Genomic DNA, 25,153 nt, shown 5'->3' with positions numbered 1-25,153 from the left:
GTCGCCGCGCGAAGGTGGCCCGAAGATCCGTTGAAGCCCAGGTGCGGCGGCGCGGACCTTGCTATGATCGCGAGATACGTAACTTCACCGATGCAAAAACAAAGCCGGGCCGCTTTTTGGCCCCAAACTGGACGGCAACGACGATGGCAGCAGACACCGACATGGACGTCAAACAGCGCTTTTTCCCGCACACGCAGGACGAACTGAAGCAGATCGCAGAAGACATTCTGCGCCACGCCAAGGCGATCGGCGGCACCGACGCGGCGACCGAAATCTCTGAAGGTGACGGTCTGTCGGTCTCCGTGCGACGCGGCGAAGTCGAAACGATCGAGCACAACCGCGACAAGATGGTCGGCGTGACGGTCTTCATCGGCAACAAGCGCGGCAATGCCAGCACCTCCGACTTCTCGTCACAGGCCTTGAAGGACACGGTGGCGGCCGCGTACAACATCGCCCGCTTTACCGCCGAGGACGACTGCGCCGGTCTCGCCGAACGCGAACTGCTCGAAACCGACCCGCGCGATCTCGACCTGTATCACCCGTGGAATCTCTCCGCCGACGAAGCGGTCGAGATCGCCCGCCGGGCCGAGGACGCCGCGTTCGCCACCAGCCCGCAGATCCGCAATTCGGAAGGCGCGAGCGTGTCCGCCCAGCATTCGCAGTTTGTGCTGGCGACGTCGCGCGGGTTTCTCGCCGGCTATCCGTATTCGCGTCACTACATCGCCTGCGCGCCGATCGCGGGCAGCGGCCGCAACATGCAGCGCGACGACTGGTACACCTCGAAGCGCAGCGCCGACGAACTCGCGGACCCGGAAGCCGTCGGCCGCTATGCCGCCGAACGGGCGCTCGCAAGAACAGGCGCGCGCGGCCTGGATACCCGCAAGGTGCCGGTGCTGTTCGAAGCGCCGCTCGCCGCGGGCCTGCTTGGCGCATTTGTCCAGGCGACGAGCGGCGGTGCGTTGTACCGCAAGACGTCGTTCCTCGTCGACAGCCTCGGCAAGCCGGTCTTCGCGCCGCACGTGCAGATCGTCGAGGATCCGCATACGCCGCGCGCAATGGGCAGCGCGCCGTTCGACGAGGAAGGCGTGCGCACCCGGCAGCGGTCGGTGGTCAAGGACGGTGTGGTCGAAGGCTATTTCCTGTCGACGTATTCGGCGCGCAAGCTCGGCATGCAGACGACCGGCAATGCCGGCGGCTCTCACAACCTGTCGCTCAGAAGCTCCCAGACCCGCCCGGAAGACGACTTCGAGGCAATGCTCAAGAAGCTCGGTACCGGCCTGCTGCTGACCGAACTGATGGGGCAGGGCGTGAACTACGTGACGGGCGACTATTCACGCGGCGCATCGGGTTTCTGGGTCGAGAACGGCAAGATCCAGTATCCGGTCGAGGAAATCACCGTGGCGGGCACCTTGCAGGAGATGTTCCATCACATCGTCGCGATCGGCTCGGACACGATTGTGCGCGGCACCAAGCAGACCGGTTCGGTGCTGATCGAGCGGATGACGATCGCGGGGCAATAAACGGTTGCTCTACCGTCTTAGCTGCAGGCGGCAAAAGAAAAACGCCACGGAGAAACCGTGGCGTTTTTTTATCCTGGAGCGGTGCCACGCTGGCAGCGCTGGAAACGACAAACGACAAACGACAAACGTCAGACGCCCCTGCGCCGATACCTGACGAACGCGTAATCGAATTCGTTCGGCGCATGCGCGCGATGCGTTTCGCGTGCGACTTCTTCCCACAAAACCGGATCGGGCGCGGGAAACGTCGCGTCGCCGTGGAAATCGGCGGAAATCTCGGTCATCACCAGCTCGTCGGCGAGGCGGAGTCCTTCGTCATAGAGTTGCGCGCCGCCTATCAGAAACGCCTCTGGCGCCTGATCCTGCGCGGCGAGCGCAAGCGCCTCATCGAGGCTCGTGACGGTGTCGCAACCGTTGAAGCGCCGCGTGGCGTCGCGCGTGACGACGATGTTGCGGCGTCCCGGCAGCGCGCGGCCGATCGACTCATGGGTCTTGCGGCCCATGATGATGGGCGCGCCCATCGTCGTGCGCTTGAAGAAGGCAAGGTCTTCGGGCAGCCGCCAGGGCAGTTGGTTGTCGCGGCCGATCACGCCGTTGCGGGCGCGAGCGACGATCAGGGTGAGCGTCGTCATCGAGTCAAAAGGAAACGTAGTCGTTCCGATTCTACCTGACGGGCGCGCCCCGTCTCCCGGCCACGAGGCAGCCCGGCCATGGATGCGCGTCACTCGTGATGCTCGCCGTCGCCAGAGAGCCCCTTGTCGTCCTGGCCGTTTGCTTCGCGCAGACCGTGCGCGCCCATCAGCCGGTATAGCGTGACGCGCGAAATGCCAAGGTCGGCAGCCGCTTCGTTCAGCCGGTGGCGATGACGCAGCAGCGCCGATTCGATTGCCCGCTTCTCGGCTGCTTCGCGCGCCTGCGAAAGGCTCATGGTCTGCTGCTCGGTGAAGTGCGCGAGATCGAGATCCTCCGCTGAAATCAGCTTGTTTTCGGCCATCACGATGGCGCGCCGCACGCGATTGATGAGCTCGCGCACGTTGCCCGGCCAGTTGTAGTTGTACATCGCCTCGATCGCCGACGGCGTGAAGCCGCGAATCTTGCGCCCGCTGTCCGTCTTGAACTTGTGCAGGATGTGATGCGCGAGAATCTCGATGTCCTTGCCGCGTGCGCGCAGCGGCGGCTCGTCCACGCGCAGCACGCACAGACGGTGAAACAGGTCCGCGCGGAACCGTCCTTCGCGCATCGCATTTTCGAGGTCGATGTGGGTGGCGGAAATGATCCGCACGTCGACCGCAATCGACTCGCGGCCGCCAAGCCGTTCGATCTTGCCCTCCTGCAGGAAGCGCAACAGGCTTGCCTGGCTTTCCATCGGCAGGTCGCCGATTTCGTCGAGAAAGAGCGTTCCGCCATTGGCCGCTTCGACGCGCCCGATCTTGCGCTGGTTGGCGCCCGTGAACGCGCCGCGTTCGTAGCCGAACAGTTCGGACTGCAGCAGATGGTGCGGAATCGAGCCGCAGTTGATCGGCACGAACGGCGCCTTGCGACGCGGCGAGCGTTCATGGATGGCGAGGGCTGTCAGCTCCTTGCCGGTGCCCGACTCGCCGGAGATGAACACGCTCGCGTCGGTATTGGCGACCTTGCGGATCGTGCGGAAGAGCTGTTGCATCGCTTCGCAGGTGCCGACCATTTCGTCGTCGCCGCACACCGGAACGCTCGCAACCATGTCGGGATCGCACAGCGACACCATGCCGAATGCATGACCGACCAGATAGTCGAGCGTCGCGTTCGCGACCGGCGTCTTCACGTAGTCGAAGCAGTAGTGGCGGATGAGGCGCCGGGCTTCCGGATCCGTGAGACGGTCCGCCGTGGCGAGCGCGATCCAGCCCACCTGCTGCTGCCGCAGACTGCCTTCGAGCGTCGGCAGGTCGCGTATGGCGAAGCTCGTCAGATCGATGATGCCGGCGCAGGCCATGTCCGGCTTCAGCAGCCGGCCGAGTTCGTGTGCGGAACGCGCGACCACCACCGTCCAGCCGCGACTTTTCAGATGGGCGCTCAGCGTTTCGTCCGGCACCCGCGCGACATACACCAGCGTGCGTTCCGACGGGGCGGAGAGGCGTTCCGCGCCGTTCATGAATTCCTGTCGGCCTTCCGGCTGTCGTACGACCGGCGTTTCGTCCGGAAGTCCCGGCGGCGTCTCGTTCGGGATGGCCAGCGACAGGTGCGTGCCGGCGCCTGAAAGCGGAGTGACGGTAGTCAGATGGGGTGATTCGCGCACGATCGGCCTCGTATCGTTGGCACGTCAGAAAGTGTAGGGAAAGCGCACGCCGACGACAAAGTTCGGCGCGTCGGGTGTCATGCCCACCGATACCGCGCCGTTGATCGTCAGATGCTTGTTCACTACGTGGTTCAAGCCAAAATTCAATACCGCTGCGGTGGTTTCGCTGCCCGGCACCTTCACGTAGTCGCCGCCCGGCGCTCTCGTTTTCGAAGCCGGTTGAATCGCCATCGTGTAGGAAATGCTTGCTGAATCCTTGTCCGAGAACGCGAGCGCGACGCCGCCGCCGAACTGCCAGATGTCGCCGAGCTTGACGGTCGCCGGTTCGGTCTGGCCAACCACCGACGAGATATCCGCGAACGAACGGGCGATGTTGTACGTGTAAGAGAGACTGCCGAACAGCACGACCGGATCGTACGTCTTCAGCACCGACATCCCGGCTGTCAGGTTCCAGAAGCCGGTGCCCGTGGGCAGCTTGGTCGGTGCGACGAGATTCGTGTTGTCCGGTTCAAGCTGGATGACCTTGATGCCGAAGGGTGAGGTACCGGTTGGCGACTTCACGCGCAGGCTGCCGACGATGTCCGGAATATCGTTGGTTTCCTTCACGAACTGATAGTAGACCCCGAAGTTTACGTCTCCAATCGCATGCGAACTGACCGATGCATCCGACAGCGTATTGGCCGCTCCGCCCGCACCCCCGACGATAAAGTTGCTGTAGCGATAGATATACGGCACGTCGACGTCGACGCTGATCCGGTCGGTCAGGCCGTAGCGCGTGTCGAGGTCGGCCATCACCTGGTGCGACTTCGTCTGTCCCAGGTTGATGTTGCCGAGGAAGATCGCGTCGAGCGCGAGGAACCCGGACAGCTGCAGCTGACGGCGGTCGTAGTACGTGTCGCTGATGCCCCAGTCCAGAGTCAGCTTATGGTCGAAGAGGGGTGCGTGTTCGCGCTGCACGACGGCCTGTTCTGCCTGGGTACGGACAGGCTCGGCTGCCCGCTGGGTCTGGCCGATCGTGCCGTCGGGATTTTCCGGTGCGCCGGTGGCGGCGGAACTGCCGGCCTCCGGTGAAGGGGGATTGACCGGCACGCCGGTTGCCGTGCCCGTTGCGCCGCCCGGCGCGGGTGCGCCCGGGGTCACCTGCGCGAGCGGCGGCAACGGCACTGGCAGGCCATCCGCGCCCGGCTGGTCGGCGACGGCCTCCGAGCCGGCGGGCGCACCGTTGCCGGGTGCGCCGCGCCCGCGCTGGGCCATTTCCAGGTTCGTGACCTGGCGTTCAAGTGAACGGATCTGCTTCTGCTGCTCGTCGACGACGCGCATCAGCGTATTCAGCCGGTCTTCGACCGACTGGCCTGCAAGCGCCTGCGCGCCGGCCCCCTGCGAAAGCGCGAATAGCATCACGGCGGCCGGAATGGCCGCGAGGGCACTACGCGGCCCTCTAGTCCATGAATAGTTCGTCATTCTTGTGTCCCCCGGTAAAACAGTCGCGCGGTGCCGGTCTCCTTGTGCATCGCGCGGTCGTCAAAGCCTTTTCTGTCTGCGGTCTCCAGTAGCGGGTGGCTGCCCGACTCATCTCCTTGAGTTTTGCAGGGCTTGCAGAACGCCAAGCTGCTGCTGCATGAGTGGCGACATCTGCTGTGTCTGCAGATGCAGTTGCAACTGGTTGGCGACCTGCTGGTTGTTACCTGCGATCTGCAGCAGTTGCGCGATCGAGCCGGCCTGTTGTGCGTTATTTGGCGCGATCGTCTGCGTGGCAAGACCGGCGGGCGTCTGCAAGGCAACTGTCACGCCGCCGGTGCCGAACGAAATGCCGGCTTTGATGGTGCCGGTCGAATTGGAGGCGCTCGCAGCCGGCGCATTCGTGCCGCCTGCGAAGTTGGCGAGCTGCGCCGCGTTGTTGTTGAAATCGATCTGCGCAGCATTGACGCCGACATTGCCATCACCTGCCACCTGGGTGACCTGCGATACCCCGTTCACCGAAACGCCCTGTCCCCCGGTCGCGTGGGCGGTCGGACTGGCGCCGTTGTTGTGTTGGGCGGCCGCATTGGCGCCGTTATTGTGTTGGGCGGCGGCCCTGTCTTCTGTGACCTTCACCATCGTGTTCGCCTTTGCGGTGATCTCGTTTTGCATGTTCTGCGCGACGGTGAGGGCGCCTTGCGCGATTGCGGTCGCGCCGTTGGGCATCTTCCATTCAGAAAGGACGCTCAGCACGAACCCGGAGATCATCGTTGCGCCGGCATATTTGCCGGTCTGATGAGCGAGTAGGTCGTCGTCCACCGCTTGCCAGCTGAGTTGTTGAGGGGCTACGTCATGCGCCGACAAAAAGTCGGGCACCGGCGGTCCACCGGTGCCGTCGGCGGCAAAAGCCCCGCTCGCGAATGCGCATGTCGAGGCGCAAAACGCAAAGCCGAACTGTGTGAAGATCTGCTTCATGGTCGGGTCAGAACAGGTCTGCCTTGGACAAGCCGTATTCCACGAATGGAGTCGCCGCCGTCCCGTTCGCCAGCGCGTTCGCGCGCAGCTTCAGGGCCAGCGACTCGTTGTTCTGCAAGAGCGGTGAATCCTCCAGAAACGGTTTTCCGAGGACCGCAAACACGAGACCGTTCCAGGTCTGCGCGAAGTCCTCTTCGAGCACGATGCGATTGCCGAGGGCAGGGTCCGCAATGAAAATGCGGCCGTCCTGCGCGTGCTTGACGATCACGAAATGCTCGTACCCTCCGATATTCATCAGAACCATGACGGGAATCTGCAGGTGGTACAGCGCCTCCGTATTGACCCGATATCCTCTACCCCGCAAACCGATCGTCTCGACGAACTTCTTCATGTCGAGCATCGAGAAGCCGTTCTTCACAACCACCTCCGGCGATGAAAACACCATCATCCGGCGGATCAGTTCCGTCTCAGGGATGTCGATGCCGTAGCCGTACTTGAGAAGGGTGGCGAGCGCCGCTGCGCCGCAGCTGTAGTCGAACTGCTGGCTGACGATGTGGCCGTAGCGGATGTCCTTCATCGAGCGAACCGTTTTGGTGAGCGGAACGCCGGTCAGAGTAGACGTATCGATGACCGCTTGTGCGTGGGCTGCCGCACACAAGGTGCAAGTTGCCAGTGCAATGGCAAATCGTGATGCGAGAGGTGGGACAAGCCCGGACATGCTGGTCTCCTGCTGATGCGCGCCGGCCGCTTCGGTGGCGGCCGGCGCGTTTCCCGCTGTGATTCGATCAGTGACCGCTGTTAAGCGCGGCGATCGCCAGACCGTTGTGCTGCAGGTTGCCAGCGCCACCGGCGATGTTCACGCCGATATTGCCCGTCGAGCCGGCCAGTGCGCCGGCGCCCAGCATGGCGGTGCCCTGGAACTGACCTTGCACCGACATCGTTGCCGATTGCGAGTTTTCGTCCGTGGCGACCATGGCCGTCGTCTTCGCAGCGCCCGGGCTGGTCGTCGTGACCGCGCCCGCGAGGCTGTTGTTCTGGCCGTTGCCAATACCGGACGCGACGTTCACGCCAACGTTGCCCGACACGCCTTGCAGCGAGTTATCGCCGATCGACGCGTTCAGGTTGAAGTTGTTGATCTTCGCCTTGCCCGAAGTCGACTGCGTGTTGAAGATCTGCGCATTGCCGAACACGTTGCCGACGTCCACCGAAGCGAGCGACGTGTCGTTGCTCTGGGCGTTGTCGATGCCTTCGGCGATGTTGATGCCGAGATTGCCCGATACGCCTGAAGCCGCGCCGGTGCCCGTCGTGGCATTCAGCGTGCCGGCGACGCGCGTGTCATAGACCTGCGTGATATGACCCGTGGTCGTCTCGTCGGTGGTTGTCAGCGTGTCGTTCACGCTATAGCCCCAGGCATGCGAAGACTGCGTCTGCTTTGCATACGATGACGAACTGGTGCTTGCTTCGCTGCGCGTTGACGAGTCGTTATGCGCATACGTCGAGGTGGAGCTCTTCGACTTGTTGCCCGAGCCACTGTCGGACGCGGTTGCACTCCAGCTTTGAGCGGCATCCGCGTAGGCCGAGTGATTGGCGTCCGCGCTCTTCGTCGAGTTCGATGTGCTGTTCGAGTTGTAGCCCTCGGAAGCGGTGGTCGAACTGCCGCTGTTATGCAGCTTGTCGTAGCCCTTCGAAGTCTGTTCGGAGCCGCTCAGGGTCACACTGGCGGAGCCGTTCTGGAAGTCGCCGCTGCTCGAAGTAGAGATGCCTACCGTCACGGATCCCGAGCCGTTTTGATTGTTGTGGCCGGTCGCATAGCTCAAATGGGCGTCGGTGCTCGCGTAGTTGCTGGTGTGCGACTTCGACTTGTCGCTCGACGACGCGCTGTTGCTGGCCCAGCCGGAGTCGCTCGTCTCGTGCGCCTGGCTCGATTCCGACGCGCTCGCCGTATTGCCGTACGCGTAGTTGCTCGAGTAGCTCTTCGTCGTGGTCGAGTTGGACATGTTCGACTCTGTCGACGTGTGCGAGTGGGCCGACTGTTCGGCCGTCGCGAACGAGCTGTTGTTGTAGGAACTGTTCGTACCGGTGCCCACTACGCTCTTGTTGCTGTCGTTATAGGTCGTCGTGACGGCGCCCTTGACATAGCTCTGCGCCTGCGGATCGAGCGAAGCATGGGTGGAGATGCTCTGGTTGTTATTGACCACCGCGCCGGCTGTGCTCGACACCTGCACACAACCGAACAGCGTCACCCAGCCTTCGATGCCGACCCGCTCGCCCACAATCGTCGCATTGAAGATGTAGGGATTTTGTGGCGAGGCAAAGGCGGAACCCGTAGCTGCCGCAAAGACTGCCGCTGCAATAATAGTGCGTTTCATTTTTTCGCTCCGATACGAGTGTGGCTATTTAGAAAAGAGTGCCCGCCGGGGGACGGAGCACAAAACTGTTTGCCGTTGCATTTCCGGCACCGGCAGTCTGGTTGATCTGGACGATCCCGCTGGCGTTCTTGAAGGCGTCACTGGAAATGTTTGCCTCGCGAACACTCTCAACCCCGATGGATTGACCCCGACCACCGTTTTTCGGGGCCGTCGCGGATAGCACCCCATCCGAGACGGTCTCGACTCCGAGCGCCGCGGTGCCGAGCTGCACACTGTTTTGCTGGAGATTCCCTGCGCCCGCAGACTGGTTCAGCATTACCGCTCCGGACGTACTGGAAAACGCATTGCCTTCGATCGTGGCGCGCGCGGCTCTCACCTTCGCCGCGCCTGCCGCACCCTGCGCGCTCGCGTTGTCGTTCGCCGTTGCGCCGCCTGTCGTGATCGTCATCTGGTTGGCCTGGACGTTATCGAGGCCGGCGGTTTCGTTGAGCGCGATCGCACCGTGCACGTTTGCCGCGGCGCCGTTGGCGATCGCCGCGTCGGCGCTGACTTGTGGAACCCGTGGATCGGCCTGCGCGTGCGCGGCCTGCGGCGCGAAGGCGGCGGCCGCGGTCACCGCCACGCAGGCGTACGCGAGCACCGCACGCCGTAGGCTGGGGGTGTGGCGCGGGCTCATTTCAGGCCTCCCAGGGCGCCACCGAGAGCGGTTGACAGCGGAGCGAGCGCACCCGATACCGACGAGGAAATCGTGCCGCCAATTCCTGGTGACGGTTGTCCGATGCCGCCGCTGCCGAGCGCGACGTTGCTGCCCGTGGTATTGCCGCTCAGGATGCGCGTGACCGCCTGCAGTCCGGCTGACCCGACGCTGCCGTCAGCCAGGCCGGTCGAGCCGTGCGCGTTCGTCAGATCCGCGTCGGACACCAGCATCGCGATCGCCGGATTGAAGCTGTTGGCCGGGAAGGTGGTCGCCCGCACCATCACCGGGTCGTCGCTCTTCGGGACGCTGTCGTAGGCGATGCGCGGGGTGACCTGGCGCTCGACGATGATGTCGCCGGGATTGACGCTCTGCTGGGCGTTTGCCAGCGTCGCGGCGCTGGCCGCCAGCATGCCGAAGAGCGCGGCGACGAGTGGCGCGTACAGATCGCGCGCGCGCATCGTCCGGAATGAAGCGGTCATGGCAGTGCCCCCGTTCGTGAACCGAAGTGCCGAAGCAGGTGCCGCGGCGATCGTGTCCATCGTTCATTCACTTGCTGTTCAAATCACTTCCTGACATAACTTGCGACGTTGCTCTGCTGGGCGCGTGCCGCATCCACCGGAATCGGCAATGGCGTCGGCGGCGCGATTTCGTCCCACAACGTGACGGAGCCGCCGCGTAGCTGCGGAGCCGCCGCGACCATCACCATGCCGGCGGCACCGCCGCGCTGCCGGGACAGCATCTGGTCGTCGAGCACAATATCGTTCACGGATGCAGCATCGGCGGAAACGCCTGGCGCCTGGGCGGTCGAGTCACCACTTTCCGCAGACGTATCCACCGCCACAGTGCTATCTGCCGCGGCTTCGAGAGCAGGGGTCGCTGTGACCGCGGAGCCCGTAAAACTGGCCGACGGGGCGCTCGTGGCGGGCACGGAAGCCGCGTCGGCGGCGAAGACGTCGATCGGCAATGCCATCGACGCCAGTGCAACGCAAAGGGCGGCACCAAGCGCAGTAAAGTTAGTGTCGATGCGGAAAGCGAGTCGCATGATGTGTCTCCTTGGTGCAGGACATTTAGCGAAACGTGTGCCATCAGCCGCAATCCATTGGTACGTCTGGACTGCTCTGTGTCAGACTCAGGCCTGAAAACGCAAATCGCCTAAAAATGTTTCAGGCCTGAAACGAGCGGAAGAAAATACCTGTATTTCTGAAAAAAGCGGTATCCGGAAAAGTCGGACCAAAGGAGTGAGTTGGTCTGTGAAAACGATTTATTAACAGATTGCAGACAACGTCAACCGCCGGGTGAGCCTTATCTGTGGCGGATTTGCAGATTTAATTTGCATAAATGTTTTCCGGCGGGCGCGCGTATAGTAAGCTTTCGACAAATAGCATCAGTTTAAAAAAGCCCGTCCAGGGCCGTCTCAATACACACACGCCGCTTTTCGGGGATCCGCTGTCCGCACGGAATGGAATGGCCGTTCGGTTTTTGCCACACGGCGAAATCCCAACTTAAGTCAGCGTGTCTGGAAACTGTTCAGGTGCGTGCCGTCATCCTTAACGTGTACGTTGACGAGAGGATCTGAATAATGGAACCCGCAACGCGGCAATTGATTTACGTCACTCGCGATCCCAGCGCGGATCTCAACACGCGCTTTCACCAGCGAGGCTGGCATGTCGAAGTCGTCACCTCGGCTCGTGATGTCCGTCGTGCCGTGCGCGCCGGGTCGGCGGCGGGTGGCTTGCTGGATCTGTCGAGCCGTTTCCAGCCGCACGAGATTGTCGGTTTCGAAACCTGTCTCACGATGCCCAATGTCGGCTGGGTCGCCGCGACCACACCCGGGCAACTGCAGGATGCTGCGCTGCGCCGCCTTGTGCGCGACTACTGTTTCGATTACGTAACGGTCCCTTACTCCGGCGACAGGATCGTCGATTCGGTGGGCCACGCCTACGGCATGATCTCGCTCGGCGAGCCTGCCTCGAATGATTCGGGCACAACCGGCAACGAAGGCGAGATGGTCGGTTCGTGCGACGCGATGCTGGCGCTGTTCCGCTCGATCCGCAAGGTTGCGATGACCGACGCGCCGGTTTTCATCTCGGGCGAATCGGGCACGGGCAAGGAGTTGACGGCGGTCGCCATTCACGAGCGCTCGGCCCGCCGCAGCGCGCCGTTTGTGCCGATCAACTGCGGTGCGATTCCGCCTCATCTGCTGCAATCGGAACTGTTCGGCTATGAGCGCGGCGCGTTCACGGGCGCCAACCAGCGCAAGATCGGACGCGTCGAAGCGGCCAATGGCGGAACGCTCTTTCTCGATGAAATCGGCGACCTGCCGATGGAAAGCCAGGCGAGCCTGTTGCGCTTCCTGCAGGAGGGCAAGGTCGAACGGCTTGGCGGCCACGGGTCGACTGCTGTCGATGTACGGATCATTTCCGCGACCCACGTCGATATGCATACGGCGATGATCGAAGGGCGCTTCCGCGCTGACCTTTATCACCGTCTGTGCGTCCTGCAGATCGACGAGCCGCCGCTGCGCGCGCGGGGCAAGGATATCGAGCTGCTGGCGCGCCACATGCTCGAACGCTTCCGCAAGGACGCGAGCCGGCGTCTACGCGGTTTCTCACCGGACGCGATTGCCGCGCTGCATAACTACAGCTGGCCCGGCAATGTGCGCGAGCTGATCAACCGGGTGAGGCGCGCGATCGTGATGTCCGAAGGACGCGCGATCACGGCGCGCGATCTCGAACTCGCCGACTATGTCGAGATCGTGCCGGTATCGCTCGCGCAGGCCCGTGAAGCGGCTGAACGGCAGGCGATCGAACTGGCGCTGTTGCGGCATCGCGGTCGTCTTGGCGATGCCGCCCAGGAGCTCGGCATTTCGCGCGTGACGCTGTACCGGTTGTTGTGTTCGCACGGCATGCGGCACATGGACGGCGAACCGCTCACGGGGCATCCCGATCTGCCCGCTACGATTCCGCATCTCTGAGCCTCTCCAGGCGCGGCCTGTGCCTTCATCGGGTTCCGGACGGCTGGCTCATCTCCGATGGTAAAAGCGCGCGGCGCGGCGAGAGCCCGCCGCGCTTGCTAGAATCGGGGATTGTCGCCAGAAAATCCGGTGCGCGTCGCGCCCGGCTGAAGGGAACCCGAATGAAACAATACCTCGACCTCGTCCGCCAGATCCTGGATACCGGCGCGTGGCAGGAAAACCGCACGGGCATCCGCACGATCAGCATGCCCGGCGCGATGATGCGCTTCGATCTGCAGCAGGGTTTCCCTGCCGTCACCACCAAAAAGCTGGCTTTCAAATCGGCCGTGGGCGAACTGGTCGGGTTTCTGCGCGCATCGCGCAGCGCGGCGGAGTTTCGGGCGCTTGGCTGCAAGGTCTGGGACGCGAACGCAAACGACAATCCCCACTGGCTTGCGAATCCCTATCGCGAGGGTCCTGACGACCTCGGCGACGTCTATGGCGTGCAATGGCGCAAGTGGCCTGCCTACAAGGTGCTGGATGCGAGCAAGGCGGCGCAGATCGACGACGCGACGGCGCGCGGTTTTCACGTGATCACGGAGTTCGCGGAAGAGGGCGGCCGCAAGGTGCTGCTCTACAAGGCGATCGACCAGTTGCGGCAGTGCCTCGATACGATCATGCAGAACCCGTCGGACCGCCGCATTCTGTTCCATGCGTGGAATCCGGCGGTGCTTGACCAGATTGCGCTGCCCGCGTGCCATCTGCTATACCAGTTCCTGCCGAATGCGACGAAGCGCGAGATTTCCCTGTGCCTGTATATACGCAGTAACGATGTGGGACTCGGCACGCCGTTCAATCTGACCGAAGGCGCGGCGCTCTTGCACCTCGTGGGCCGTCTGACGGGTTATACGCCGCGCTGGTTCACGTATTTCATCGGTGACGCGCACATCTACGAAAACCAGCTCGACATGCTGCAACAGCAGCTCACGCGGGAGCCGTTCGAGAGCCCGTCGTTTGCGATTTCAGACCGTGTGCCTGCCTATGCGCAGACCGGCGTCTACGAGCCGGAGCGGCTGGAGAAGATCGAGCCGTCGGACTTTTCGCTCGTCGGCTACCGGCACCACGAGCCGCTGACCGCGCCTATGGCCGTGTAGGCCGGTTGTGTCGAAATAAAAAAAGCCCGCAGTTCAGTTGAACTGCGGGCTTTTTTTCGTCCTGCTGCCATTAAAGAAGCGTGGTTAGCTCTTGCGATGCTCTTCGTGACCGCCGTTCGCATGCTGATCCGGATGAGGCTGGGGATGCGGCTGCTGTACCTGCGGCGGCTGGGGATGCGGTTGCGGCTGAGGCGCCGGTTGCGGGCGCGGCTCGGGTCGCGGCTGTTGCGCCTGTTGCACCGGCTGCGGATGGAACTCCGGGCGCGGTTGAGGCTGCGGGCGCGGTTCCGGTCGTGGTTGCGCCTGCGCCTGAGGCTGCGGGCGCGGTTCCGGTCGTGGTTGCGCCTGCGCCTGAGGTTGCGGGCGCGGTTCCGGTCGTGGTTGCGCCTGCGCCTGAGGCTGCGGGCGCGGTTCCGGCCGAGGTTGCGCCTGCACCTGAGGCTGCGGACGGAATTCCTGCGCACGCGGTTCCGGCTGCGGCTGCGCGTGGACTTCCGGCGCGCGTGGCGCCTGCTGGGCTGCCTGGGGCACAGGTGCTTGATGCGGTACCTCGCGCACCTGTTGGGGTTGCGGCGGGTGCAACTCCTGCTGCGGCTGCGGATGAAGCTCCTGCCGCGGTTGTTGCGCAAAGGACGGATTACCCGGCTGCTGAGGCGCACCATGCTGCTGCGGTTGCCCTTGTGCCTGCTGGACCATAGGCGTGTGCTGCTGCGTCCAAACCGGCTCTCGACGCGGCTGACCCTGTTCATCCGGGTGCTGTCCTGCGATGGCCGCCTGTCCGCCGTGTTCTGGTCCGCCGTTCTGAATGCCGCCGCCGGTCTGCGGCGGACGCGGCACACCGTTACCCGGCTGTGGCCGCGTATTGGCCATCTGTGCAGGCGCCTCCGGACGCGGCTGTCCCGAAGCACCTTGCACGCGGGGCACGCCGTTGGGTACGCCGGCAAACGGTAGATGCCCGCCGTTCGGCCCGGCTTCGACTGGCCGCTGTGCAGCCTGGTCGTTGCGGCCCGGCATCGCGCCCGGCGCGTGCGACTGGACTACCCGCACGTTTTGCGCCGGTACCCCAGGCACGCCATGCGACTGACCATAATCGACATGTGCCGGCATCGAAGTCCGCACAACGGGATTGCCAGCGCCCGGCACCCGACCGCCGCTCTGCGCAAAATGCTGCGCGAGATTGTCGCGATACGCCGCAGGCACAACCGGATTGCGCGTCGCGACGACCGTGCGAGCCATTACGTTCGCCGGCGGCCGGTAATTGGCGTTGCGCATGCCCGGACCGAAGCTTTCACGCACCGGTGCAATGCCCGGGGCGCCCGGATTGATCTGCGGGTTACGCCACTGGCGCGGGTCGATCTTTTGTGCATAGCGGCCGGTCGGCTGGCCATGCACGAACGCGGTTGCCGGGACGGCCGTCACCGCGCCTGGCGCGCGGTAGTTGATGTACGTGTTGTTGTGGACGTTGATGTTGGTGATGTTCACCTGGCGGTTATAGCTGTTCGCCACGATCGACTGGTTGACGCGCTCGTAGTAGTGCGGACTCCAGTCGCCGCCGCGCGGGTGCCACGGCTCGCCGGGGCCGAGCGGGAACCACGCGACGCCTGCCGCCACCGCGCCGCCGATCGCCAGATTGACGCCCCAACTGTCGCTGTCGCCGACGAACGCCACGAGCGCGGGCGCATACACCGGCGGCTCGCTGACGACATCCGGCCCGGGGGCCCAGGCCCACGTGTCGTCGACATAAGCCCAGCGGCCATAGTGGTAGGGCGCGAAGCCCCACGGGGCGTCGTCGACCCACGTCCAGCCCCACGGCGCCTGCCACACCCAGTGGCCGTCGTGATACGGCGCCCAGCCCTCCGGCACCGCGTTCGGCACCCACACCTCGCCGTATTGCGGGCTGCTGCGCCATGTGCCGTTCGCGTCGAGATCCTGATAGCCCGGCACGTCGCGCGACACATAGCGCGCGGAGACCGAGCGGTCTTCGGCGGCGTCGCGGCTCGCGGCCCACTGGTCGAAGGCGTCGGCGCGCGGCGCGCCGTTGTCGGCGGCCTGTTGCAGGCTGGTGCCCGCGAACGTGATCTGTTGACCCGCCTGAAGCGGCACCTGCCCGCTGTCGCCATAGGCGGTTGCGCTGCCACTGCGCACGGTCACTGTGGTGCTGCTGCCGTCGGGGGCGACATCGACCCGGTAATCGCCCGGCGCCGTGATACCGAGGGCGAGATTCGGAGTGTCGAGTTCATATGACGAGCCTGGCTGAAGCGAACGCACGCGCGTCGACAGGGTGCCTTGAGCGACTTTCAGCTGGGTGTTGCTGTCGTCGAGGTTGAGAACGTCAAGGCTCGTGGACTCGCCGAGCCGCACGGCTGTCGAGCCGATGTGCATTTCCGAGCGCGCGCCTTTGTCGTTCCAGAGCTGGTCGCCGGTCGTGAGCGGACGGTTGATCTGCGCGTAGGACCAGTCGCTTGCGCCGGCCGGCTCGGTCGTCACGGCGCCCGACGTGTAGTTCAGCCGCGCGACGCGCCCCGGCGGATCCGTGTTCTGCGAGGCCGCCGCCGATGCGCCGGGTGCCATGTCGGGCGGCGCGGCCTGTGCGAAAGCAGCCTGGGCGGCGAGCGTGAACGGGGCAACTGCAAGGAGGGCATAGCCTGTAAGACGACGGAATGTCAGCAGAGACGTAGTGTGTGTTTTCATGTTTTCTCTCCATCGGGCGCGGCCGTCCGGCGGCGTCCCCGTGAGATCACTCTACCTGCCAGGCCTGTATCAAGGCTCGCTGATTTGTAAGCCCGCCAAGCCGCGGTGTAACAAAAGTTATCCCGCGGGTCGCCGGTGAGCCGTTGTCGGCAATGTGAAGTGTCGACGTACGCCTGCCGCGATCAGGCGGTAAGAAATCCGTCGAAATGACGATGCCCGGCGGGCGTAATCCGCAGGATGCGCGGCCGCCCGGTCCGCTCGACCCAGCCCTGCGTCGTGCACGCGTCGAGCACTGCCGCGCCGAGCGCGCCCCCAAGGTGCGGCCGCCGCTCGCTCCAGTCCGGGCAGGTACACGCGAAGCGCCGCCGGCGCGTTTGCAGGGCGTCGACTTCGATGCCCCAGTCGGCAAAGCGGGCGGCGCCTTCGGGCGTCGCATCGAGGGTGTCTCCGCGCAGCGTCAGCATGCCATGGCCGACCATCCGCTCGAACACGCGCACGGCCAGTTCGCCGGCCATATGGTCGTAGCAGGTGCGTGCGTAGCGCATGTCGACCGGCACCGTGCGAGCGGGGCGCGGCACCGGCCGTTGCGGGGCGGTGGCCTGCGCGACATTGGCGAGCGCTTCGATGGAAGCGGCGATATCGGGCGATGCGATGCGGAAATAGCGATGCCGGCCGCGGACTTCCAGCGCCAGCAGGCCGCCGTCGGTCAGACGGGCCAGATGCGCGCTGGCGGCCGATGGCGACAGGCCTGCGATCAGTGTCAATTCGCCCGCTGGCCGCGCGCTGCCGTCCATCAGTGCCCACAGCATCGCGGCGCGGCCCGGGTCGGCAAGCAGGGCGCCGATGCGGCTCAGGCCGGGAAAGTGGCTTTGGTCCCGATCGTCGGGAAGCGAAGCGGGCATGGGCGTCTCCGTGTAAGGTGGTCTCGACGGCGGCTATGACGGCGCGCCATGACGCCACTGTAGACCGCACTCACCATTCCATGTTTCATCCTGGCGTGAAATATCGAGTGCAGCGTGCAGTGCCGCGGGACCGTCGTTTCGCGGCCAGAACCGGCGCCAGGCTAGAATCGAAATCCCCGTTAGCTACATCGCAAAGAGTAGTCATGAGATTTTTGCTCGCTGTTAGCGCGTTCGCCCTGGCCGTGCTGTGTGCCGCTTGCGCACAGGGCGGCGCCCCATCGCAGACGGGATCGAGCGGCATCACGATGTACGGCACGATCGACGAAGGCGTCACTTTCCACAAGTAGCGAGCGGGACGTCCGGAAAATGGCGGAAATTGATGCATGGTTGTCATTTCTGCCATAAGCGGTCATGTGACGATGTCGACATCGCCACTCTTGCCGCGTGAGGCCCCTCATGTCGTCGACCGCCGTTCCTCCCGCCGCCATTCCCGCCGATGATCCGTCGGGCCGCCGGGCGGCGCGCGTGCTGGCCGTATGTCAGGCGCTCTACACGTCGTCGGTCTCGATCGACCTGACCTTGACCGGGCTTGTCGGCTACACGCTCGCCGATGACAAGGCGCTCGCAACGCTCCCGTTCTCGCTGATCACCGTTGCCGCTGCACTGACGACGATCTTCGCGTCGTTCCTGATGGCGCGCATCGGACGGCGCGCGGGATTTGTCGTAGGCGCGGCCGTCGGCGCGGCGGGCGGTGCGATCTCGGTGTACGCGATTTTTCATCACAGCTTCTGGGCATTCTGTGCCGGCACCGTGACCGTGGGCGTATTCCAGGCGTTCGCACAGTACTACCGGCTCGCTGCGGCAGACGCCGTCGGCGTCCACGCCAAAAGCCGCGCGATCTCGACGGTGCTGGCCGGGGGCGTGGTCGCCGCGGTGCTCGGTCCGGCGCTCGCCGCCTGGAGCCGCGACTGGCTCGCACCGGTTGCGTTCGCGGGCTCATATGCGCTCGTGACGGTCTTCGGGCTGGTGTCGATCGTTCTGATCGCGCTGCTGTATCGCGACGTTGCGCTGCCAGCGAATGTTGCCGTCGCGGTGGAGCCGGCGCGTCCGCTTGGCCGGATCGTCCGGCAGCCGATCTTCATTGCCGCGCTCGCCAACAATGCACTCGGCTATGCCGTGATGATGTTCGTCATGACCGCGACGCCGATCGCGGCGCTCGCCTGCGGACACACCATCGGCGACGGAGCACAGATCATCCAGTGGCACCTCGTCGGCATGTTCGCGCCGTCGTTTTTTTCCGCGCGTCTGATCCAGCGGTTCGGCGTGCTGCGTGTGATCGGCGCCGGCATTGCGCTGTCCGCCATGTGTGGCGTGCTCGCGCTGCGTTCGACCGATCTGCCGCACTTTTATGCCGCGCTTGCCTGCCTCGGCGTCGGCTGGAATTTCATGTTCGTCGGTGGCACGACGTTGCTGTCGCAGGCATACCAGCCGTCTGAGCGCGCAAAGACACAGGCGACGAGCGAGTTCACCACGTTCGCGTTTTCCGCACTCGGTTCGCTGTTCGCGGGACAACTGCTGGTCCGCTTCGGCTGGCAGACCATCAACGCGGCGATCTTTGCGCCGCTCGCGGTCGCTGCCATGGCGACGCTGATGTTTGCATGGTCGCGCTCGCGTGGCCGCGTCGCTGCGGCCTCTTCCTGATCACCCGCTCTCCATCGATCAAAGATCCATGACCTCCGGCTCCACGGTTTCCGCTGTACGTCACATCGTTATCGCTGTGGCGCCCGATCTTGTGCTGCTCGACGCCTGCGGCCCGCTGGAGGCGTTCTGGCGTGCCGAACTGACGATGGCCGAAGCAAGTGGCCAGAGAGGCGCTGCCGCCCGCGCCCCGCGCGAAGCACCGGTTGCCTATCGCGTTACGGTGGCGTCGATCGACGGCGGCGTTCTGCAGACATTTCCTGGCCTGCCGGTCGTCACGCAACGGCTCGACACACTCGACCACGAACCGGTCGACACGCTGATCGTGCCCGGCGTGCCCATCGACGACCGGCTTGCATTGCAGCCTGAACTGGTTGCCTGGATTGCGCGGCGCGCGCCCGCTGTGCGCCGCGTCTGCTCGGTGTGCACGGGGGCCTTCTATCTCGCGGCGGCGGGGCTGCTCGACGGCCGCCGCGCGACGACGCACTGGCGCGATGTCGAACTGCTCGCGCGCCACTTCCCGGCGATCCATGTCGATGCCGACCCGATCTTCATTCGCGATGCGAGCGACGGCCGCGCCGTGTGGACCTCGGCGGGCGTGACGGCGGGCATCGATCTCGCGCTGGCACTGATCGAAGAGGACCTGGGTCACGCGGTCGCCATGCAGGCGGCGCGGCGGCTCGTGGTGTTCATGAAGCGACCTGGCGGGCAGTCGCAGTTCAGTGCGGCGCTAGCCGCGCAGGCGTCCGCAGGCGGTCCGTTCGACGCGTTGCATAGCTGGATGGCCGTGAATCTGCGTGACGACCTGTCGGTGGAGCGGCTCGCCGAGCGCGCGCAGATGAGTGCGCGCACGTTCGCGCGGCGCTACGTCGACGAAGTGGGCCGCACGCCAGCAAAAACCGTCTCGGCGATGCGGCTCGAAGCGGCCGCGCGTTCGCTCGCCGGATCGCGCAACCCGTTGAAGCGGATCGCGCTCGATTGCGGGTTCGGCAACGAGCAGAATCTGCGACGCGCATTCGTACGACGTTTCGGGGTGTTGCCGCTCGACTATCGCGAGCGGTTTGCATCAGCGGTGTGAAAGAGGGCGGCCGTCCCGCCCGCGGAAGTGACTTTGCCCGTGCGGGCGACTGCTTCCCGCTGCCGAACGGCGCGTTTCTGCATCCGCCCGGCGGGCTTGCGCGCCTGCACGCGCGCCTGCCTGGCCAGCATGCCAGCGTCAGGCTCACGGACACCGGTTTCTGACGCTCGTATAATCGGCTCCTTTCGATATCTCTGTCCGACCGGAGTCAAGATGAGCAGAGTCAAGACAAGCCCCCCCTCGGCCCCACTGGACCGGTCCGAAACCACGTTCCGTTTTCTCGCTGAGCCGACCTCCGTCAACTTCGGCGGCAAGGTGCACGGCGGCGCGCTGATGAAGTGGATCGACGAAACGGCGTACGCGTGCGCAGCCGTCTGGTCGGGCCGCTACTGCGTGACCGTCAGCGTCGGCAACATCCGCTTCCGGCGGCCGATCCTCGTCGGCAATCTGGTCGAACTGCGCGCGCGCGTCGTCGCGACGGGGCGCACCAGCATGCATATCCACGTGTCCGTGCAGGCGGGCGACCCGAAGGGCGGTGAGCTGCTGCAAACGACCGACTGCCTCGTCGTGATGGTTGCGGTCAACGAGAACGGCCATCCGGTGCCGGTGCCGGCGTTCGTGCCGGAAACCGAAGAGCAGAAGCGCCTGGCCAAATACGCGATGGACGTGAAGGAAGCGCTCGACGCGATCGTCGAACTGAAGCCGGAAGAAGTGGTGAAAGGCGAGGTCTGAGATTGCGCGTGGCTCCTGATGTGCGAGGAGCCGATGCTACGAAAAAACGCTGCCCCGGAGACTCCCGGCGCAGCGTTTTTTTATTGCCGCTTTTGCATCACACTTTCACGGTGCCGACCATGTCGCGGGGTTTGACCCATTCGTCGAACTGCTGCTCCGTGACGTAACCGAGCGCAAGCGCCGCTGCCTTCAACGTCGTGCCCTCCTTGTGCGCTTTCTTCGCGATCTTTGCGGCCTTGTCGTAGCCGATGTGCGGGTTGAGCGCCGTCACCAGCATCAGCGATTCGTTCAGCAGCGTTTCGATGCGCTCGCGGTTCGGCTCGATGCCGACCGCGCAGTTGTCATTGAAGCTGTGTGCGCCGTCGGCGAGCAGGCGGATCGATTGCAGCACATTGTGCGCAATCATCGGACGGAATACGTTCAGTTCGAAATTGCCGCTCGCGCCGCCGAAATTCACGGCGGCGTCGTTGCCGAACACCTGGCAACAAAGCATCGTGAGCGCTTCGGACTGCGTCGGGTTGACCTTGCCCGGCATGATCGAGCTGCCGGGTTCATTCTCCGGAATCGACAGTTCGCCAAGGCCGCAGCGTGGGCCGCTGGCTAGCCATCGTATGTCGTTGGCGATCTTCATCAGGCTTGCCGCCACGGTCTTCAGCGCGCCGTGCGCGAACACGAGCGCGTCGGCGGCGGCCATCACCTCGAACTTGTTCGGCGCGGACACGAACGGCAGGCCGGTCAGCCTGCCGATCGCCGCCGCGACCTGGTCGGCGAACTGCGGATGCGCGTTGAGACCCGTGCCGACCGCCGTGCCGCCCTGGGCGAGTTCATATAGATGCGGCAACGCCGATTCGACGTGTTTTATGCCGTGGTCGAGCTGGGCCACGTAGCCGGAGAACTCCTGGCCAAGCGTGAGGGGCGTGGCGTCCTGCAGGTGCGTGCGGCCGATCTTCACGATATCGGCAAACGCTTTCGCTTTCGTGTCGAGCGTATCGCGCAGGGTTGTCAGCGCAGGCAGCAGATGTTTGACGATGCCATAGGCGGCCGCGATATGCATTGCGGTCGGGAATACGTCGTTCGACGACTGTCCGCGGTTCACGTCGTCATTCGGGTGCACCTTGCGCGCTTCGCCGCGCTCGCCGCCAAGCAGTTCGCTCGCGCGGTTCGCGATCACCTCGTTGAGGTTCATGTTGGTTTGCGTGCCGGAACCGGTTTGCCAGACCGCGAGCGGAAATTCATCGGGATGCCTGCCGTTCATGATCTCGTCGGCGGCTTCGATGATCGCGCGCGCCTTCGATTCGTCGAGCACGCCGAGGCCGAGGTTCACTTCGGCAGCCGCGCGCTTGATGGTGGCAAGCGCGGTGATCAGCTCCGGCGACTGCTTTTCCGTCGAGATCCTGAAGTTCTGCAGCGAGCGCTGAGTCTGCGCGCCCCACAGACGGGCGTTCGGTACGGCAATCTCGCCGAACGTGTCACGCTCCATTCGTACGTCTTCGGTCATGGTCAAACTCCACTTGGGAAGGTTCTGTCGCACGTCGCGCCGGGTTGGCGCCGGGTCGGGCCGCGACCCATGTCAAAGCTGGCTGTCGAGTGGCAACAGCAAGAATAGACCCGTTAGCGCGTTCCGGTAGAAACCCGCCTCCGGATCCAGGTTCCAGGTGCGCAACTGGCCGTTTTCATCGGCGGTCCACACGAGTTGCGACGGCGGGGCACTGGTGGCTCGCAGCTCCGCAAGCTGTTCCGGCGTCGCGAGCGTGACGTGATAGCTCACCGTCGGCAACATCGCGCGATCGAAGAGGGTGGCAACCGCATCGGCGAGCGGTGAGCTGTGGATTACAAGCGTCTGTTCAGTGTTCAGGTTGGCCGAGCGTGGATCGAGATTCATCGAGCCGATCACGAGCGTGCTGCGATCGATCACATAGGCTTTTGCATGCAGGCTCGCACGCGAACTCGAACCCACGAAGTTGACCCGCGCGCGGCCTTCTTCCGGCTGCGGCCTGAATTCGTACAGATCGACACCGTTGCGCAGTAGCGGCACGCGGTAGGGGCTATAGCCTGCCTGTACCGCGATGGCGTCGGTCGCGGCAAGCGAGTTGGTCAGGACCGCCACCCGCACACCGCGGTGCGTGATCTGCGCGATTGCCTTCACGCCGGCGTCGTGTGGCACGAAGTAAGGCGAGACGATCAGGATTTCCTTCTGCGCCGCGTTAACGAGTTCGATCAGGCGCTGCAGCGGCGGGCTTTTGTAGTCGGGCGACGGCTGCGTGATCTTTTCCGGCGCGTCGACTTCGAATTCAGCGTGCGCCCACGTGAGGCCGAGTTCGTTCTTCGCGATCTGCGTGGCGAGCGGCGTTGCGTTCAACGGTTTCGCGTTGTATGGGTCGGCGTTCGTGCGCCAGTGCTGTCGCAGTTCTTCACGCGCCTCGTCCAGTTCCTTCGGTTCGAATTTCTGCCTGCTCAGCGCACGTAGCGGATACGACGCGCTGCTGTTCCAGTACGCGTCGAAGCTTGCCGACACCTCGGCGGTAATCGGACCCGCGGCGAGGACATCGATGTCGCGGAACTGCAATCTCTCGCTCGCGCTGAAGTACTCATCGCCCAGATTGCGGCCGCCGACGATCGACAACTGGTTGTCCACGATCATCGCCTTGTTATGCATTCGTCGCGTGAACTGGCCGATCTTCGTAAAGATGTTCGTGGTCCGCTCGAACATGCTTTCGTGCGCCGAGCCGAACGGGTTGAACACACGGATCTCAATGTTGTCGTGCGTGTTCAGTGCGGCCATGATCTCGTCGATGTCCTTGAAGTTCAGGTCGTCGACCAGCATGCGCACCCGCACGCCGCGATCGGCCGCATAGAGCGCGGCGCCGAGAAGGAGCTTGCCGGTCGTGTCCTCGTTGGCGATGTAGTACTGCAAGTCGAGGGTTTTCGTCGCTGCGCGGGCGAGCGCGACGCGCATCTGCAGCGCGTCGGTGCCGCTGGACAGCACCCGGAAACCCGATTCGTCCGGATGCACGCGTTCGAGCGGTGCGAGCGCCGTGCCGAGCGCGGTGGGCGCCGAAGCGGGCAGCGCCTGGGTGACGTCGCTATGGTAATCCGTCGCAGGGGGGCGGGTTGCGCAGGCGCTGACGAGCGCGACGACGACGCCCACGAGTACAGTCCGGATGCCCGCCCGCCACGTCGTGTGCCCTGCGCGCAGACGCAGCGCCAGGGCCATGTCGCTCTTGCTGTTGTTGTCGCAGGCCGGCACCTTCTTCTCTCCCTTTGAATCAACCACGGATGGCTGCTTGCCGCAGCGCCGGGGCCGTCATGGCGATATTGCTGACGCGGTCCATGAAAACATTCTAAGGGGAATCCGGCGTGCGAGCCGGTGCCCTTGCCCTTTACCAGGTTCGACGCGGGCGCAGCCGTCGATTCAGATTGCGTGGAAACGCGACGGCGGTGTGTTGCGACCTGGCGCCGCTCGCGCCGAAGTGCGGCATGGGGTGCAAGGTCGGCAGCAGGAAGATTTCCGGCCTCCGCACTCGCGCAGTCATCGGGGCGATGGCTGCGCGCCTCCGGTCTCAGCCGCGTTCTATGCCGCGGCCGACGTTGAGCGCGGACGCGTCGTCGGCAAACGTCGAGCCCTTTGCCGGACGGCCGGCCCAGTAGCCTGCGAGCAGCGAGCCCGACAGGTTGTGCCACACCGAGAACAACGCGCCGGGCAGTGCGGCGATTGGCGTGAAGTACAGCTTGCCTAGCGTGGCGGCGAGGCCGGAGTTCTGCATGCCGACTTCGATCGCGAGCGTGCGGCAGACGGCTTCGTCGAAGCCGAGCAGGCGGCCACCCCAGTAGCCGCCAAAGAGGCCGATGCCGTTGTGCAGCACGACGCCAAGCATGACGACGAGGCCCACCGACGCAATGCTCTTCTGCGTGCCGCCGACCACGGCCGCGATGATCAGCAGGATCGCGACCATCGAGACGAGCGGCAGCACCGGCTCGATCCGGCGCACGAAGCGGCCGAACAGCTGGTTGACGATCAGCCCGACGATGATCGGCAGCGCGACGATCTGCAGGATGCTCATCAGCATGCCGTGCACATCGACGGCAATCGATGCGTCGACGTAAAGACGCGTGAGAAGCGGCGTCGCGAACACGCCGACGAGCGTCGACAGCGCGCTGATCGTGACGGACAGTGCGACGTCGCCGCGCGCGAGATAGATCATGACGTTCGACGCCGTACCGCTCGCGACGCTGCCGACGAGCACCATGCCGGCGGTCAGGTCAGGCGGCATGCGCAACGCACGGGCGATCACCCAGGCGGCCAGCGGCATCACGAGATAGTGCAGCACGATGCCCGCGACGACCGGCGCCGGACGCGTGAACACGCGCTGGAAGTCGGTCACGGAAAGCGTGACGCCCATCGCGAGCATGATGATCGTGAGCAACGTCGTGACGTGCGGGGCGATGCCGGTCACCGACGCCGGCGAGCAGTACGCGGCGAGTGAGACGAGCACGGCCCACAGGGGGAAGAGGCGGGTGATGCGGGCGAGCATGAAAGGAGGTCCAGTTGCCTGAATTGACGGTAAAAAGCGCTGCACTATGTAGCAGGCACTTATTTTACCGGTCGTCTTCCGGCACACCTCAGCTTTCAACTGCCCTTTCAGGCGTTTTTTCAGCG

The 25,153-nt window shown here is 64.5% G+C and carries 21 protein-coding genes; 7 read left to right on the top strand and 14 right to left on the bottom strand.

Translation table 11 applies throughout. From position 1 onward, the window contains the following. Positions 1-143 precede the first annotated feature (143 nt). On the top strand, positions 144-1,520 hold the full coding sequence (gene pmbA, locus P3T23_RS31565; RefSeq protein ID WP_429320000.1) for a metalloprotease PmbA: 1,377 nt from the start codon (positions 144-146) through the stop codon (positions 1,518-1,520). A 128-nt stretch (positions 1,521-1,648) separates the two neighbouring features. Here pmbA and P3T23_RS31560 read toward each other — a convergent pair whose 3' ends face one another. From P3T23_RS31560 to P3T23_RS31520, 9 genes are all read right to left on the bottom strand, one after another. Next, a complete protein-coding gene (locus P3T23_RS31560) occupies positions 1,649-2,149 on the bottom strand; it encodes a dihydrofolate reductase (protein ID WP_429319999.1) in 501 nt (166 codons plus the stop codon). A gap of 89 nt (positions 2,150-2,238) precedes the next feature. Next, a complete protein-coding gene (locus P3T23_RS31555; protein ID WP_429320018.1) occupies positions 2,239-3,645 on the bottom strand; it encodes a sigma 54-interacting transcriptional regulator in 1,407 nt (468 codons plus the stop codon). A gap of 168 nt (positions 3,646-3,813) precedes the next feature. Next, entirely contained in the window at positions 3,814-5,250 is a 1,437-nt protein-coding gene (locus P3T23_RS31550) for a hypothetical protein (RefSeq protein ID WP_429319998.1), read from the bottom strand. A gap of 108 nt (positions 5,251-5,358) precedes the next feature. Next, positions 5,359-6,222, bottom strand: a complete 864-nt coding sequence (locus P3T23_RS31545; RefSeq protein ID WP_429319997.1) for a peptidase C39 — start codon at positions 6,220-6,222, stop codon at positions 5,359-5,361. A gap of 7 nt (positions 6,223-6,229) precedes the next feature. After that, a complete protein-coding gene (locus tag P3T23_RS31540) occupies positions 6,230-6,940 on the bottom strand; it encodes a C39 family peptidase (protein WP_429319996.1) in 711 nt (236 codons plus the stop codon). Between the two features lie 67 nt (positions 6,941-7,007). Further along, positions 7,008-8,591, bottom strand: a complete 1,584-nt coding sequence (locus P3T23_RS31535; RefSeq protein WP_429319995.1) for a hypothetical protein — start codon at positions 8,589-8,591, stop codon at positions 7,008-7,010. A gap of 28 nt (positions 8,592-8,619) precedes the next feature. After that, a complete protein-coding gene (locus tag P3T23_RS31530; RefSeq protein WP_429319994.1) occupies positions 8,620-9,267 on the bottom strand; it encodes a hypothetical protein in 648 nt (215 codons plus the stop codon). Further along, positions 9,264-9,767 (bottom strand): hypothetical protein, encoded by a 504-nt coding sequence (locus P3T23_RS31525; RefSeq protein ID WP_429319993.1) that lies wholly within the window; start codon positions 9,765-9,767, stop codon positions 9,264-9,266. The genes P3T23_RS31530 and P3T23_RS31525 overlap by 4 nt, the downstream gene beginning before the upstream one ends. 83 nt (positions 9,768-9,850) lie before the next feature. Then, a complete protein-coding gene (locus tag P3T23_RS31520; protein WP_429319992.1) occupies positions 9,851-10,330 on the bottom strand; it encodes a hypothetical protein in 480 nt (159 codons plus the stop codon). Positions 10,331-10,867: 537 nt separating this feature from the next. Here P3T23_RS31520 and P3T23_RS31515 point away from each other — a divergent pair. Both P3T23_RS31515 and P3T23_RS31510 read left to right on the top strand, forming a co-directional pair. Then, positions 10,868-12,262, top strand: coding sequence for a sigma 54-interacting transcriptional regulator (locus tag P3T23_RS31515; RefSeq protein WP_429319991.1), 1,395 nt, complete (start codon positions 10,868-10,870; stop codon positions 12,260-12,262). 161 nt (positions 12,263-12,423) lie between these two features. Further along, positions 12,424-13,395 carry a thymidylate synthase gene (locus P3T23_RS31510; RefSeq protein ID WP_429319990.1) on the top strand — a complete coding sequence of 324 codons (972 nt, stop codon included), beginning with the start codon at positions 12,424-12,426 and terminating at the stop codon, positions 13,393-13,395. An 84-nt stretch (positions 13,396-13,479) separates the two neighbouring features. Here P3T23_RS31510 and P3T23_RS31505 read toward each other — a convergent pair whose 3' ends face one another. Together P3T23_RS31505 and P3T23_RS31500 are read right to left on the bottom strand one after the other, a co-directional pair. Next, a complete protein-coding gene (locus tag P3T23_RS31505) occupies positions 13,480-16,086 on the bottom strand; it encodes a DUF6600 domain-containing protein (RefSeq protein ID WP_429319989.1) in 2,607 nt (868 codons plus the stop codon). 182 nt (positions 16,087-16,268) lie between these two features. Beyond that, a complete protein-coding gene (locus tag P3T23_RS31500; RefSeq protein WP_429319988.1) occupies positions 16,269-16,988 on the bottom strand; it encodes an ArsR/SmtB family transcription factor in 720 nt (239 codons plus the stop codon). A 203-nt stretch (positions 16,989-17,191) separates the two neighbouring features. Between P3T23_RS31500 and P3T23_RS31495 the strand changes: the two genes are divergently transcribed. The 4 genes from P3T23_RS31495 to P3T23_RS31480 all read left to right on the top strand — a co-directional run bounded on the left by P3T23_RS31495 (position 17,192) and on the right by P3T23_RS31480 (position 20,496). Then, positions 17,192-17,335 (top strand): hypothetical protein, encoded by a 144-nt coding sequence (locus P3T23_RS31495; RefSeq protein ID WP_429319987.1) that lies wholly within the window; start codon positions 17,192-17,194, stop codon positions 17,333-17,335. A gap of 109 nt (positions 17,336-17,444) precedes the next feature. After that, positions 17,445-18,689 carry an MFS transporter gene (locus tag P3T23_RS31490; protein ID WP_429319986.1) on the top strand — a complete coding sequence of 415 codons (1,245 nt, stop codon included), beginning with the start codon at positions 17,445-17,447 and terminating at the stop codon, positions 18,687-18,689. A gap of 28 nt (positions 18,690-18,717) precedes the next feature. Continuing rightward, positions 18,718-19,764: a GlxA family transcriptional regulator gene (locus P3T23_RS31485; protein WP_429319985.1), complete on the top strand. Its 1,047-nt coding sequence runs from the start codon at positions 18,718-18,720 to the stop codon at positions 19,762-19,764. Between the two features lie 213 nt (positions 19,765-19,977). Continuing rightward, a complete protein-coding gene (locus P3T23_RS31480) occupies positions 19,978-20,496 on the top strand; it encodes an acyl-CoA thioesterase (RefSeq protein ID WP_429319984.1) in 519 nt (172 codons plus the stop codon). 97 nt (positions 20,497-20,593) lie between these two features. Here the strand turns inward: P3T23_RS31480 and fumC are convergent, their stop codons facing one another. From fumC to panS, 3 genes are all read right to left on the bottom strand, one after another. Further along, positions 20,594-21,994 carry a class II fumarate hydratase gene (gene fumC / locus P3T23_RS31475; RefSeq protein WP_429319983.1) on the bottom strand — a complete coding sequence of 467 codons (1,401 nt, stop codon included), beginning with the start codon at positions 21,992-21,994 and terminating at the stop codon, positions 20,594-20,596. Between the two features lie 72 nt (positions 21,995-22,066). Further along, positions 22,067-23,710, bottom strand: coding sequence for a phospholipase D family protein (locus tag P3T23_RS31470; RefSeq protein WP_429320017.1), 1,644 nt, complete (start codon positions 23,708-23,710; stop codon positions 22,067-22,069). Positions 23,711-24,056: 346 nt separating this feature from the next. Further along, positions 24,057-25,028: a ketopantoate/pantoate/pantothenate transporter PanS gene (gene panS / locus P3T23_RS31465; RefSeq protein ID WP_429319982.1), complete on the bottom strand. Its 972-nt coding sequence runs from the start codon at positions 25,026-25,028 to the stop codon at positions 24,057-24,059. Positions 25,029-25,153: the final 125 nt, after the last annotated feature.

It is taken from the genome of Paraburkholderia sp. GAS448, assembly GCF_050435685.1.
Lineage (GTDB): Bacteria > Pseudomonadota > Gammaproteobacteria > Burkholderiales > Burkholderiaceae > Paraburkholderia.
The sequence above is the reverse complement of the archived record's forward strand: the minus strand, read 5'-3'. Positions and strand labels throughout refer to the sequence as shown.

Coding starts and splice junctions, on each gene's coding strand:
- pmbA (WP_429320000.1), top strand. CDS start 144: ATGGCAGCAGACACCGACATGGACGTCAAACAGCGCTTTTTCCCGCAC.
- P3T23_RS31560 (WP_429319999.1), bottom strand. CDS start 2,149: ATGACGACGCTCACCCTGATCGTCGCTCGCGCCCGCAACGGCGTGATC.
- P3T23_RS31555 (WP_429320018.1), bottom strand. CDS start 3,645: ATGAACGGCGCGGAACGCCTCTCCGCCCCGTCGGAACGCACGCTGGTG.
- P3T23_RS31550 (WP_429319998.1), bottom strand. CDS start 5,250: ATGACGAACTATTCATGGACTAGAGGGCCGCGTAGTGCCCTCGCGGCC.
- P3T23_RS31545 (WP_429319997.1), bottom strand. CDS start 6,222: ATGAAGCAGATCTTCACACAGTTCGGCTTTGCGTTTTGCGCCTCGACA.
- P3T23_RS31540 (WP_429319996.1), bottom strand. CDS start 6,940: ATGTCCGGGCTTGTCCCACCTCTCGCATCACGATTTGCCATTGCACTG.
- P3T23_RS31535 (WP_429319995.1), bottom strand. CDS start 8,591: ATGAAACGCACTATTATTGCAGCGGCAGTCTTTGCGGCAGCTACGGGT.
- P3T23_RS31530 (WP_429319994.1), bottom strand. CDS start 9,267: ATGAGCCCGCGCCACACCCCCAGCCTACGGCGTGCGGTGCTCGCGTAC.
- P3T23_RS31525 (WP_429319993.1), bottom strand. CDS start 9,767: ATGACCGCTTCATTCCGGACGATGCGCGCGCGCGATCTGTACGCGCCA.
- P3T23_RS31520 (WP_429319992.1), bottom strand. CDS start 10,330: ATGCGACTCGCTTTCCGCATCGACACTAACTTTACTGCGCTTGGTGCC.
- P3T23_RS31515 (WP_429319991.1), top strand. CDS start 10,868: ATGGAACCCGCAACGCGGCAATTGATTTACGTCACTCGCGATCCCAGC.
- P3T23_RS31510 (WP_429319990.1), top strand. CDS start 12,424: ATGAAACAATACCTCGACCTCGTCCGCCAGATCCTGGATACCGGCGCG.
- P3T23_RS31505 (WP_429319989.1), bottom strand. CDS start 16,086: ATGAAAACACACACTACGTCTCTGCTGACATTCCGTCGTCTTACAGGC.
- P3T23_RS31500 (WP_429319988.1), bottom strand. CDS start 16,988: ATGCCCGCTTCGCTTCCCGACGATCGGGACCAAAGCCACTTTCCCGGC.
- P3T23_RS31495 (WP_429319987.1), top strand. CDS start 17,192: ATGAGATTTTTGCTCGCTGTTAGCGCGTTCGCCCTGGCCGTGCTGTGT.
- P3T23_RS31490 (WP_429319986.1), top strand. CDS start 17,445: ATGTCGTCGACCGCCGTTCCTCCCGCCGCCATTCCCGCCGATGATCCG.
- P3T23_RS31485 (WP_429319985.1), top strand. CDS start 18,718: ATGACCTCCGGCTCCACGGTTTCCGCTGTACGTCACATCGTTATCGCT.
- P3T23_RS31480 (WP_429319984.1), top strand. CDS start 19,978: ATGAGCAGAGTCAAGACAAGCCCCCCCTCGGCCCCACTGGACCGGTCC.
- fumC (WP_429319983.1), bottom strand. CDS start 21,994: ATGACCGAAGACGTACGAATGGAGCGTGACACGTTCGGCGAGATTGCC.
- P3T23_RS31470 (WP_429320017.1), bottom strand. CDS start 23,710: ATGGCCCTGGCGCTGCGTCTGCGCGCAGGGCACACGACGTGGCGGGCG.
- panS (WP_429319982.1), bottom strand. CDS start 25,028: ATGCTCGCCCGCATCACCCGCCTCTTCCCCCTGTGGGCCGTGCTCGTC.